An 11612-nucleotide genomic window follows, 5' to 3' on the forward strand; every position below is an offset into this window, starting at 1 on the left:
ACTTCTATTAAGCTCGCTTATTAAGCTGATGTGGAGATGCTTAAAAGGCGCATCTCGCTTTTCCAAATAAGTTTTTGGACAATTCACAGTAAATATCTACAGATTTGACCGTTGGGCGGGTCTAGGCTTAACCATAGTCTCTGTCTCGGTTTCAGGCTTTTCTTCTCATTTTAACTCTCTTAGATTGATGAAAGAGAGATAAGTTGTGTTGAGAAATGTGTAGAGTTGCGGCCGACCCTTGACTGGAACCTAAGCTCTCGTGATAACTTGTATAGGAGTTATCGACAAGACACCATCAGCTAGACAGACCTTTCCAGTTTCTCTATGTTTCATCCTAACCAATCGGAAACCCGTGAAGATATCCGCGAGTATGTAGCTCAACTACAGCTTCACATGGCTTTACAAGCTCGTAATCTCGTGCCTAGTCTGACTAATACTAGCGATAGTCGCGAGAAACTGCTGCAGGATACCCAAGCAACCATCGAAAAAATCGTTTCCCGTCATTTCTAGTTGACCGATTTTACGCAAGTAATCTCTTTGAACCAAGAATCCCCGTCGCTTTAGTGCGGGGATTGTCAACGCCCTAGGATTAAGGGGGGATCAAGGTAGGGTTGATTCATGAATCAACCCTACTATGAATCAACCCCCCGACGTCGGGGGGGTTGCCTTTTGCCTCTCCTCATAACTAGCCTTTACTCAAGGGATTTAGTATAATATCATCGGTAATGGTAACGATAATTCTTTGCAGCTTCGCACCTTGAAACTCGTAAGGAATCTCGTGTTTATATTGAGTTAGGAAGTTAGGAGTATGATTTGATAAAGTTCTTATAATATCGACATTTTGTTCGATGTTATTAATATACAGTTTCATATTATCTATTGTGCTGTCACCCAACTTTTCATCGGAAGGGGCGATTATCTTTGGTTTGGCAAATTCAACTTTGAGTGTCACCTCGCTACTAAGACGAGGAAGATCACAGGTGATCCTCTGTTGTTGTCCTAACCAGTTATAGACATAACATAGTTTTCCCTGATAGATGTAGAAACTATGTCCACCAAAATATCCACCCTGCGCCATCAGAACACCTTGTAAGTCCCCTTTAGCTTTGGAGAAATCAATAGTTGCTTCGATGGCATAGAAACGAGTGCTAATATTAGGGGCAACAGCTTCGGAAATTTCTGATCCCCCTGGATGATAGGTATAGCTAAATGTGGTATATTGTGGGTGATCAGAAAATGCTGGGGGACGTAATTGCGGAATTTCTCCACCCAATACCGCAGACCCAGAGCAATCTTCAAGTGGCATATATTGTTTAGCCATCGAAATCTCCTTAGTAATTGATAACGGAAAAAACTGAGAGATTTAGCGGCTCTTCTCGACTTGGTGTGATAATCAGTGCTTATCATTCGTAGGAGTCTTGCTAGGCAAGGCTTTGAAGACTATATTTCTGGAAAATTATCCCTATTCTTCTTACTCCCACACAGGAACGAGAAGAGCCGATTTAGCTGGAATTACACTGATGGACAAAATTAACAAACCAACTCTGCTTTAACTCATACTACTCAGTCCTCTATGCTAAGATGATCCGAAAAACGCAAGTTTTTAAATTGATGGGCAAAAAAAGTTTAATTTTACTCAATAACTAAGGAGTTATATATAGGTGTTTATTTTTGACAATAAAACCAATATTTTAATTAATTCTCAGGAATTAACCTTTAAAAGTGAATATTTTTGTGACTTTTCTCTCTATTTTCAGAATCGAGAATTTCTCAACGCAGATGCTTTACAACTCAGTGGTGATCATTTTGAAGGGTATCTTTCAAGGATCATCATCGATGAAGTGATGTTAGAATTATCGCAACGTAATTGTTTAACGAATGTTGCGGGAGTAACCCATTCTAAAATGTGGGTTTTTGCGATTCCTGTTCAGGTGAATTCTGTCTTCTTCCAAAATTTGTATCCATTAGAAAATAACTATCTTGGGATTATCCCCCCTAAATCAGAAATTTCCGTTTTTCAACATCCTTTTTCTAATCGTTTTCAGCTTTACGTTCATGATAATTATCTGCAACAATTGTGCCAAAGTTTAGAGTTACCAGAAGCGAAAAAGTTATTAAATTCTTCCGCTTCTTCTATTGTGATTTGCCCATCGGAAAAAATTCGTTATCTCCAACAATCTTGTCATCAACTTTATCAAATGCTATTTAATTTAGATTGGCAACAAATATCTGGGCCAAAAAAAGCATTAAGATTGAATTTTGTCAGGCAAAAATTAAAAGAAGAAATTGTCAAAGATTTTCTTTTGACTTTAGTAGTAACCAAAGATATTAAAACCCCTAAAAACACTATCAGACGCACCTATATCCTCAAAAAAGCAGAAGAAATGATGAGAAAAAATCTGCGTTCTGATCTTACTATCCCAGCGATTTGTCAAGACTTGGAAGTAAGTCAACGCACCTTAGAATATATATTTAAAGACTTCTATCAAATGTCTCCTTACAATTATTTTAAATTGCTTCGTCTTAATGCTTTACATCAATCTCTTAACCAAAATAATCAGACAAAATTAATTTATGAAATTGCTGAAGAATTAGGTTTTTTTCACCGAGGATATCTAGCCTCTGATTATAAAAAACTGTTTGGTTACTTTCCCTCTGAAACCTAAAGAAATAGTAGGGGTAGGAATGAAAATTATTTTTAGATTTATCCGCCTTATTTTACGATTTTTTACTTCCTCTTTCTTGAATGATCAGCTACTCTTAATAATTAAGCTTCTTGCTTAAGTTGACACCAATGAAAGCTTCCGTCCATAATGTGACGTGGTGAACATTTTTCACCCAAAGACTCAGAGAGCCATCTTTTCTTGATTAGGTAAAAATTTCCCGACTGTCTCCTCAATTCTAGTCTCAACTTTACCATCGCTCTTGGGAATCTTATCTTTAGAATGACTGCCTAGCTAAACGGCTGCGGCTCTCTTCGGTTTGGTGGGTAAAATGTATTCTAAGATACAGTTCTGCTGGCGAGGGAGTGGAAGGAACCACTCCAGACACAGAACACACAAAGATTGATCTCTTCTATAGTAAGTTAAACTGATCACACAGAACCTAGAAGAGCCACGGCTGCTCATTTATTGACTTAAATCTATAATATGCCAGCAATTTTTTTTATGATTAACCACTTGACAAAGTGGCCACAGCAGTGGCATTAATTTAAGATAGGAAGTTTTCGGGAGTCAGTCGTCGGTCGTTCATACCAAATTAGCCTACACTTCATCTTGATAGGAAAGGCTTATTTTTTGCAGCTTCTTAGGGAAATTATGACCACTAATCCTCTTAACTCGCTCATTTTAGAGCAGATTAGTCATATCTGTGAGCAATACTCGATCGAAAGTCGTATTCTCGAAGATTTTGCCGATTTTGTCATCAAAAACCACCGTAAAAAGTCTCCCAAACCATCGTTAACTAAATCAAAAACTACAGCGACCACTACAGTTAAAAAAGTTAAACCTTTAACTCTAACGCAACTTAAACAGGCAGTTTATGCCTATTTTGAGGTTAGCAATACCACAGAATTAAAAAAATCGAGTATGTTTCAAATGGCTACTAGAGCCTTTGATAACATCAATTTATCTCAGCGAGAAAGTTGGGAGGTTATCTACAGGAAATATATCGGTATTCTTCCCGAAGAAGATTACGAACAGGGGAAAGATTGTATCAACGGTATCAATATTTTTAAATATTTTCGTCCCTATCGTGTTTTCGATCTTGATCCAAACACTGCCAGCAAGGAAGACATTAAAAATGCTTATTATCGTCTTTCTAAAATCTATCATCCTGATAACCAAGAAACAGGAAACTCTCAGATCTTTGATCGTTTGACTGTGATGTATAAATCTATCACCACGGAGATAAAATAATTATGCCTCGCAAAAAAGAAATTTTTACTATCAGAGAAGCTGAACTAATTCAATGGCTTTCCATTTCTCATAAGAGATTGGATGAAATCGTTAGCTTTTTTGATGCTGATCCTAATGATGATTGGGATTTAGTTGAGGGTGACGATTATCAATTTGTCAATAAGGAGAAGAAACTCCGTAACTTTTCCCCTAAAGGTGCTTTTAAAATTGCTTCCTATATCGAGAAGAATGAAAAGCGAGGAATTTTCTACAGATTTAAAGAATTTTTTACTAAGCACGATCAAAAAATCCGTCGCTCTTTGGCACGAAAATTAATTTTTGCTGAACTCACTGAGTCTGGCGAAATTAAAGTTTATCAAGGAGTGGCTATGATTCATAAACAGAGTTTACGGCGAATTTTAGAAACTAATGGAACCAAGCTAAATAAAACCGTGAATCATCTTCAGCAAAGAACTGATAAACCTCTAGAATTAGGAGTAGATTTTTACGAAGATGAAAAAAGAGAGTTTTGGTTCTCTGAAAGTGGAATAGTGATGATTTCTAAATCCATGAGTGAAACTTTGACGAATAAATCGCGCCAAGAAATGTGTAAAACGATTGCAATGGAGTTTCCTCTTGCCTTTAAAGAAATTCAGGAAAATCTAGATGACGATACCAAACAAAAAATCGAGATTGAAAAGGCTAAAAAACGAGCTAAAACTAGAGATAAAAACACTTGTCAGGTGACAGGGCAAAAACCGGATAAAGATGTAAAATTTAATCTCGCTGTCCATCATCTTTACTCTGTCCAAAAATATCCCCATCTAGCGACATTAGATCTGAATTTGGTGACTATTAAAGAAGAAATTCACCAAGAATTCCACGGTAATTTAGGGGGATTTCATCAACCTTGTACAATCGAGGATTTTATCGAATTCTTACACGTTTACTATCCCGAACATGAGGGTAATTTAGCCTTAAAACTTCAGAAAACTAAGAAAAAACTGGAAAAATTAGCTAAATAATCATTCAATTTGGGGGTGTGAATAGCTCCAAGGTGATTATCGATTTTTTTAGGGAAAGAACGACCACATCTCATCATGAGCGATAATTAATTTATCTTGAGGTTTTGCCAAAACTCCTATCTGATGAGGAACAGCCGCATCTAAATCAATTGCAACTATTGTCAACTCCGCCCATAGTATATATGATAGTTGAACTCTAATTTAGGATCTAGCTGGGTCTAGAGAGGATAATATGGATAAGGTCAAGGTAGGATTGTTGTTTGGTGGTCGATCGGGAGAACACGAGGTATCTATCAATTCGGCTCGATCGATCCTGCAAGCTTTTAATTATCCCGAAAATCTTGACAAATACGCCGTTATCCCCTTCTATATCGATAAAAATGGCTGTTGGCATTCGGTAGCAACTGCTAGACAAATTTTAACCTCTGGGCAACCCCTAGCTATTGAGAGTGATATAAAAGTCAATATCTGGCAATTTCCCCCGGAAGTGAGGGAAATGGAGGTTTGGTTTCCAATTCTCCACGGACCGAATGGGGAAGATGGCACTTTACAAGGATTACTCACTCTCATGCGGGTTGCTTTTGTGGGTAGTGGGGTCCTGGGTTCATGCTTGGGAATGGATAAAATTGCCATGAAAACTGCTTTTGCAGCCGCTGGATTACCCCAAGTTAAGTATAAGGCCATAACCCGCTCGCAAGTGTGGTCAAATCCCTGTATTTTTCCCCAGTTGTGCGATCAAATCGCCGAGGAAATAGGTTATCCTTGTTTTATTAAACCGGCTAATTTAGGTTCTTCGGTGGGTATTAGTAAAGCACGCAACCGGCAAGAATTAGAGGCTGCTTTAGATAGTGCCGCTAGTTATGATCGACGGATTATTGTTGAAGCAGGAGTAACCGCAAGGGAGATCGAATGTGCGGTTTTAGGTAATGATAATCCCCAAGCTTCTTTGGTGGGAGAAATTACTTTTGATAGTGATTTTTATGACTACGAAACTAAATATACTGACGGGCGATCGAGTATGGTGATTCCCGCTAATATTCCTGATAAAATTGCTAATCAAGTGCGAGAAATGGCTGTAGAAGCATTTAAAGCTGTGGATGCTGCGGGATTGTCGCGGGTGGATTTTTTCTATGTGGAGAAGACTGGGGAAGTGTTGATCAATGAAATTAATACTCTGCCGGGGTTTACTAATTTTAGTATGTATCCCCAACTCTGGAAAGCCACCGGTTTAGAGTTTGATAAATTGGTCGATAAGTTGGTACAATTAGCCTTAGAAAGACAGGAAAAATAAGGTTAAATTACTACCATTTCTAGGATAGCAATTACTTAAACTAGAGATATTGATCAATCAGATAGTTTCAGGATCAATGCCCAATTCTCGTAATTTTTGGGCTAATTTTTCCTTCTCCAAGATAGCTTGTTCTTTTTCGAGGATAGCCTGTTCCTTCGCTTCTCGTTCCTGTTCCCTTTCTAAAAGAATCTGTTCCTTTGCTTGTCTTTGCTCTAATTCAGCTTCTTGGGGAGTGGGAACCAATTGACCATCGGCGGTAAAATAACGTAATTTCCTCTCAAATATGCCTAAATATAGTTCTAACTGTTCACTCCATAAATAGCCGTTTTCATTAGCAGGAATAGCCTGATATTGTCCCGCAATTAGTCTAAATCCTTGCAGTTCTAAGGTATTAGGATCGAACCAAAAATAATTAGGAGTGCGAAAGGTATTTTGATAGAGAATTTTCTTTTTAGTGCGGTCAATATTGGCCGTAGAATCGGAAAGAATCTCCACGATTACATTGGGATATTTACCCCCTTCTCCCCAAACTACCCAACTTTTGCGGGGACGTTTTTCTGTATCTAAAACCACAAAAAAATCAGGACCACAAAAATCACGTTTTTTCAGTTGTTCTTCGTTATAGTAGATAGTCAGATTACCGGAAGCATAGTAATCGTTTTTCTCTTGCCATAATAATTCTAGACAACTGAGAAGAATTATGATCTGTTGCAGGTGTAAATCACTTTCCAAGGGTGGTTCATCACTCCATAAATCGGTGGGGGGACAGGTAACTTCCGGTAAAATGTCGAGAGTTGTCATAGTTTTTCCCCGTTATACTAGCTTTGTTTAATTATAACTGTTACGCTCTTTTCTGGTCATAGAAAACTAATTTTTTGCTGAATCACGAGTAAAACTGTAGATAATTTGGGTAGCTAATTCTGGTAATTGTGAGAAATCTTCATCGGACATTTTTTGACGATCGAGTTTCATTTGTAATCCCGTCATCGAATCGTCTCCGTCGGAAATTAAAAATTCTAAGCGTTCAATTTCCGACCAATCTTTAACGTCATTTAATATTTTGTCAATAACCAAAAGGTAAGGATGGGAAGGATTTTTATACCAATTACTGCTGACACCCTGACGAATATCTAAACCTAAATGTACGATCAAAGGGGCGCGATCAAAAAGGGCATTGGCTACCGGTCGGGTTTCTTCTTGGAGAGATAATTGATTAGCGCGACTTAACTGCCGTAATTTCTCTAATTGATGATATCTTTGCGAAATTGACGGCGGATTTTCCTCCCAACTGAGAGCGATGGTGACTAGATAGGTTTGTAAGAATAGATGTCCTAACTTTTCCGCTTTTGTGGCCAGATAATTGGAATTATAATCATTAGCCTCGATCAGTAAAGGTACTCGCTCGACTATTTCCAAACCATAGCCTTTTAATCCGGCAATTTTACGGGGATTATTGGTAATTAAACGAATATTTCTCACTCCCAAATCGTTGAGCATTTGCGCTCCCATGCCATAATCGCGCAAATCGGCGGGAAATCCTAACCTTTCGTTGGCTTCCACCGTATCTAGTCCCATATCCTGTAAAGAATAGGCTTTTAGCTTATTAATTAAACCAATTCCCCGGCCTTCCTGTCGCAGGTAAACCACCACCCCTAAACCGTTGTTTTCAATCATTTTTAAGGCACTTTGTAACTGTTGCCGACAATCGCAACGCAAGGATCCCAAAGCATCCCCAGTCAGACATTCTGAGTGCATTCGTACCATTACAGGTTGATCGCCAAAGAGAGCAGGATCACCTTTCACAATAGCGATGTGTTCGGTTTGATCTAATAAATTTCGGTAGGCATAAAGCTGAAAAGTGCCGAATTGACTAGGAAAATTACAGACCGTTTCCCGATGGACAAAGCGATCATGTTTTAAGCGATAACTGATCAGATCGGCAATGCTAATTAACTTGAGATTATGTTGACGAGCGTATTCAAATAGTTGCGGTAAACGGGCCATGGAACCGTCGGGATTTTGGATCTCACAGATAACTCCCGCCGGATACAACCCAGCTAATCGAGCCAGATCCACGGCTGCCTCCGTATGACCGGCGCGTTTTAAGACTCCACCGGCCTTAGCACGAATCGGGAAGACATGACCGGGACGGGTGAGATCGTCGGGACGAGTGACTGGATTAATGGCAACTTGCACTGTTTTCGCCCGATCTTCTGCTGAAATGCCAGTTTTAACCCCTAAATGGGGAGCGGCATCGATGCTAACAGTAAAAGCGGTTTGATTGCTATCGGTGTTTTTTGTCACCATCAACGGTAATTCGAGAGCATCAAGACGCTCTCCCGTCATTGCCAGACAGATTAAACCGCGAGCTTGCACTGCCATGAAGTTAATCAGATCGGGGGTGGCAAATTGGGCCGCACAGATTATATCTCCTTCATTTTCGCGATTCTCATCATCAACTACGACAATGGCACGTCCGGCTTTGATTTCCGCTAAGGCAGTATCGATAGAGTCAAAAGCGATCGAAGTGACAGTCACAGGCATTAAAACGAGGGAATTATTTTCATTCTACAGGTTTGCTCGATCTGCTGAGGGTCAATTTCTACAAGTTCCCTAGAAAGAAGTCTCCCGGTGAACCTGACGGCTGCCCGGGAGACTTTTAGTTATCTTAAGCTAGAAAATTAGTTCAAACTAGCGGGGGTGATGCTGGCAACTTTGCCACCGAGACGGTTGATCTGTTGCAGGGTGTTATTTAACTGTTCAAAGGGGACGATAACCGCTTTGCTACTGCGACGGACACGGGGATAACCCGGTTTGCTGATGGCGGCAATTTCCACGCGATAGAGCTTACCCACATCACCATAGGCCACACTACCACCAAGAGCTTTACTGGGGGTGTTGCGTTGAGCAGAGGGACGATAGGCCCAACCATCGCTGCCACCGGAGGGACCGACCACTGCCGAAGCGCCGTTTTGAGCTAATTCCACCGCTAAACGGGAGGTTTTGCCGGCAATCTGAGAGCGATCGCTGTTGGCATAACCGCGATAGAGTTGGAACATCCGGGTAAATCCCACGGTTTTTTGACCGGGTTGGGTGGCGAAACCACGATAGTAGGGAACGATGCTATCGCCGAAGTTTTCGGTATATTCGGCGGAATCGATGTAGGAGTCGATATCGGCCTCGAATCCTTTGTTTTCATAGAGATCGAGGTGATAGACCACTTCCGACTCATCGTAGGGAGCGCGACCTAAAAGATGTTTGATATTAAGTTCGATGACGCGGGTTTGGAAGTTACCGTAGAAGAATTTGTTCTTATACAGTTCCGATTTGGCCACGGCGCGGACGAATTCCCGCACGGTGATCGAACCGTTGCAGAGTAAGGATTCGGCACTGGTAAGGCGCTCGGAACGCATGATATAGTCATTGCCTAGCACCTGACGATAGACAGCGCGAATAACTGCCTGTGCGTCATCACGGGACCAATCGGGACGTAATTCCACGGGAGCAACCTCGCTAAAAGCGGTTGTCCCTAAACGAGAAGCTGAGGTAGTAATTGCCACTAAAGTTCTCCTACAAAAAAATGATCATTTTCTGACCGCTCAAAACTAGGGGAGGATCAGTTCGATTACCTGGCCGCCTTGACGGTTGATTTCTGGCTCGGTCGGGTTCAAATTCCAGTCTTTCGGCCGCCATCAAGCTAGTTATGGATATAACAAGGTCTGGAAGAACAGGTGATTGCTAACCCTTTTGCTAACAACCTCCTGTCTTTCCAGACCAGCAGTTTTTTCGATTGGACTAGCTGAGAGCGTTGATAGCGTAGTCGATATAGGAGTTGGCTTCTACCGCAGGGTCGCCACTTAAACCATGGTTGGCTTTGATATATTTGAGAGCTTCGATGTACCAGCTAGGAGACAGGTCGAAGGTGCGGTTGATTTCGTCGATACCAGCGATGAGGTACTCGTCCATCGGACCGGTTCCACCAGCAACTAAGCAGTAGGTCACCATGCGGAGGTAGTAACCGATGTCACGAGCGCATTTGTCTTTACCGCGTTGATCCGCCGCAAAGTTAGCCCCTTGCATTTGGGTGGTGTAGGGGTACTTGTTGTACACGGCTTGAGCAGCGCCAGAGATCAAAGAACTGGCTTTTTCGGTCAACACTTTAGCGGCGCTGAGGCCAGCAGAAGCTTGACGAAAACGACCGAAAGCAGTTTGGATTTCGGTGCTGCTTAAGAAACGACCTTGAGAATCAGCGGCTGCTACGGCTTCGGTAAGGGGGGTTTTCATTGTTTGGTATCTCCCAATAATCTTGCAATAAGTTTCCTACGGTTTAATTGAGACTAGCCCCAGGGACTAGGCGACAGCAGCGGCGGCGCGGTCGAAGTAGCTGGCAATTTCAGACATTAAAGCACTGCAATCGCCGGGGGTGATACCGTTGCGATCGTTAGCAATGGATAAAGCAGCTTCTTTCATTTTGCTTACGCCAGCAGCTACGGAAGCTCCTGGTACTCCTAAAGCTACATAGGTTTCGCGCAGACCATTTAAGCAACGATCGTCGAGAACACTGCCGTCGCCAGAGAAGGTAGCGTAGGTAACATAACGCAAGATGATTTCCATGTCCCGTAAGCAAGCGGCCATACGACGGCTGGTGTAGGCATTACCACCGGGGGTGATCAGTTGGGGCTGTTCAGCGAACAGGCTACGAGCGGCGTTAGCAACGATGGTGGAAGCGTTACTGGTGATCCGGTTAACAGAGTCCATCCGTTTGTTGCTGTCGGCAACCATGGCGCTGAGAGCGTCTAGTTGGGAAGAGCTTAAATATTCGCCGCGAGCATCAGCTTGGGATACTACCCGGGTGAATGCGTCAAACATTGTGACAATCTCCTAAATTTAAATGGGATTTGCTTGCAATTAAAATTTTCCCTCTTAAGGGATTTCACGGTGAGTCTGGACGAGCCTTGACCGTGATTGTTGCGATTTACTTTAAGAAACCTGAAAAAACTTCACGGCTCTCTCATAAATCACCTAAGGAGGTTAAACAAGTATCCAGCTTAACTTTTGTCTGTTATCTTGGCCCCTCAAGTTAAATTTATACACTGCTGTCGAAACTTTGTTTGTTACATATTATTAAGTTTTTTGCTGTCTTTTTGTAACAGTCACTTAACAATGACTCGATCAAGTTGGTCATCAATTCCTGACATGGCTCAAAGCCTCTCACCGTCGGGAAATCAGAGACAGCAAGGCTTTAAGGGTATAAAGGGCAGCAAGATAAAAATTTTAAGTTTTTTTTAATATTTTCCCGCTTTCCCTTCCCCTATTGCCCAAGGATTGCCCTTTCCAGCCCTGAAATACGATGAAGTTTTGTAAAGAGGGGTGTGGGGGAGTGGGGAGAAGGGTGTGGGG

The 11612-nt window shown here is 41.5% G+C and carries 11 protein-coding genes; 5 read left to right on the plus strand and 6 right to left on the minus strand.

Annotated elements, in window-relative coordinates; genetic code table 11:
• Positions 1-324: 324 nt before the first annotated feature.
• Positions 325-510 carry a hypothetical protein gene (locus IQ242_RS07105; protein WP_002759041.1) on the plus strand — a complete coding sequence of 62 codons (186 nt, stop codon included), beginning with the start codon at positions 325-327 and terminating at the stop codon, positions 508-510.
• Positions 511-685: 175 nt separating this feature from the next.
• Here IQ242_RS07105 and IQ242_RS07110 read toward each other — a convergent pair whose 3' ends face one another.
• Positions 686-1321, minus strand: a complete 636-nt coding sequence (locus IQ242_RS07110) for a hypothetical protein (RefSeq protein ID WP_185237267.1) — start codon at positions 1319-1321, stop codon at positions 686-688.
• Positions 1322-1661: 340 nt separating this feature from the next.
• On the opposite strand from IQ242_RS07110, the gene IQ242_RS07115 reads away from it, so the two are divergent.
• The 4 genes from IQ242_RS07115 to IQ242_RS07130 all read left to right on the plus strand — a co-directional run bounded on the left by IQ242_RS07115 (position 1662) and on the right by IQ242_RS07130 (position 6212).
• Positions 1662-2666: a helix-turn-helix domain-containing protein gene (locus tag IQ242_RS07115; RefSeq protein WP_193959485.1), complete on the plus strand. Its 1005-nt coding sequence runs from the start codon at positions 1662-1664 to the stop codon at positions 2664-2666.
• 651 nt (positions 2667-3317) lie between these two features.
• Positions 3318-3917 carry a J domain-containing protein gene (locus tag IQ242_RS27040; RefSeq protein ID WP_193959486.1) on the plus strand — a complete coding sequence of 200 codons (600 nt, stop codon included), beginning with the start codon at positions 3318-3320 and terminating at the stop codon, positions 3915-3917.
• A 2-nt stretch (positions 3918-3919) separates the two neighbouring features.
• Positions 3920-4921 carry a hypothetical protein gene (locus IQ242_RS07125; RefSeq protein WP_193959487.1) on the plus strand — a complete coding sequence of 334 codons (1002 nt, stop codon included), beginning with the start codon at positions 3920-3922 and terminating at the stop codon, positions 4919-4921.
• Between the two features lie 232 nt (positions 4922-5153).
• Positions 5154-6212: a D-alanine--D-alanine ligase family protein gene (locus IQ242_RS07130; RefSeq protein WP_193959488.1), complete on the plus strand. Its 1059-nt coding sequence runs from the start codon at positions 5154-5156 to the stop codon at positions 6210-6212.
• A gap of 57 nt (positions 6213-6269) precedes the next feature.
• On the opposite strand, the gene IQ242_RS07135 is transcribed toward IQ242_RS07130, so the two are convergent.
• The 5 genes from IQ242_RS07135 to IQ242_RS07155 all read right to left on the minus strand — a co-directional run bounded on the left by IQ242_RS07135 (position 6270) and on the right by IQ242_RS07155 (position 11081).
• The gene (locus IQ242_RS07135) at positions 6270-7013 is read right to left on the minus strand and encodes a Uma2 family endonuclease (protein WP_193959489.1); all 744 of its coding nucleotides are present in this window, start codon (positions 7011-7013) and stop codon (positions 6270-6272) included.
• Positions 7014-7079: 66 nt separating this feature from the next.
• Positions 7080-8756: a bifunctional 3,4-dihydroxy-2-butanone-4-phosphate synthase/GTP cyclohydrolase II gene (gene ribBA, locus IQ242_RS07140; protein WP_193959490.1), complete on the minus strand. Its 1677-nt coding sequence runs from the start codon at positions 8754-8756 to the stop codon at positions 7080-7082.
• Positions 8757-8893: 137 nt separating this feature from the next.
• On the minus strand, positions 8894-9772 hold the full coding sequence (locus IQ242_RS07145) for a phycobilisome linker polypeptide (protein ID WP_002771745.1): 879 nt from the start codon (positions 9770-9772) through the stop codon (positions 8894-8896).
• Positions 9773-10007: 235 nt separating this feature from the next.
• Positions 10008-10496 carry a phycocyanin subunit alpha gene (cpcA, locus tag IQ242_RS07150; protein ID WP_002749926.1) on the minus strand — a complete coding sequence of 163 codons (489 nt, stop codon included), beginning with the start codon at positions 10494-10496 and terminating at the stop codon, positions 10008-10010.
• A 66-nt stretch (positions 10497-10562) separates the two neighbouring features.
• Entirely contained in the window at positions 10563-11081 is a 519-nt protein-coding gene (locus IQ242_RS07155) for a phycocyanin subunit beta (protein ID WP_002735500.1), read from the minus strand.
• Between the last annotated feature and the right edge of the window lie 531 nt (positions 11082-11612).

The sequence above is a fragment of the Microcystis sp. LEGE 08355 genome (assembly GCF_015207185.1).
Lineage (GTDB): Bacteria > Cyanobacteriota > Cyanobacteriia > Cyanobacteriales > Microcystaceae > Microcystis > Microcystis panniformis.

Excerpts from the sequence above, each read along its gene's own strand:
- IQ242_RS07130 (WP_193959488.1), top strand. The coding sequence starts at position 5,154 with ATGGATAAGGTCAAGGTAGGATTGTTGTTTGGTGGTCGATCGGGAGAA.
- IQ242_RS07110 (WP_185237267.1), bottom strand. The coding sequence starts at position 1,321 with ATGGCTAAACAATATATGCCACTTGAAGATTGCTCTGGGTCTGCGGTA.
- IQ242_RS07125 (WP_193959487.1), top strand. The coding sequence starts at position 3,920 with ATGCCTCGCAAAAAAGAAATTTTTACTATCAGAGAAGCTGAACTAATT.
- cpcA (WP_002749926.1), bottom strand. The coding sequence starts at position 10,496 with ATGAAAACCCCCCTTACCGAAGCCGTAGCAGCCGCTGATTCTCAAGGT.
- IQ242_RS27040 (WP_193959486.1), top strand. The coding sequence starts at position 3,318 with ATGACCACTAATCCTCTTAACTCGCTCATTTTAGAGCAGATTAGTCAT.
- ribBA (WP_193959490.1), bottom strand. The coding sequence starts at position 8,756 with ATGCCTGTGACTGTCACTTCGATCGCTTTTGACTCTATCGATACTGCC.
- IQ242_RS07155 (WP_002735500.1), bottom strand. The coding sequence starts at position 11,081 with ATGTTTGACGCATTCACCCGGGTAGTATCCCAAGCTGATGCTCGCGGC.
- IQ242_RS07105 (WP_002759041.1), top strand. The coding sequence starts at position 325 with ATGTTTCATCCTAACCAATCGGAAACCCGTGAAGATATCCGCGAGTAT.
- IQ242_RS07135 (WP_193959489.1), bottom strand. The coding sequence starts at position 7,013 with ATGACAACTCTCGACATTTTACCGGAAGTTACCTGTCCCCCCACCGAT.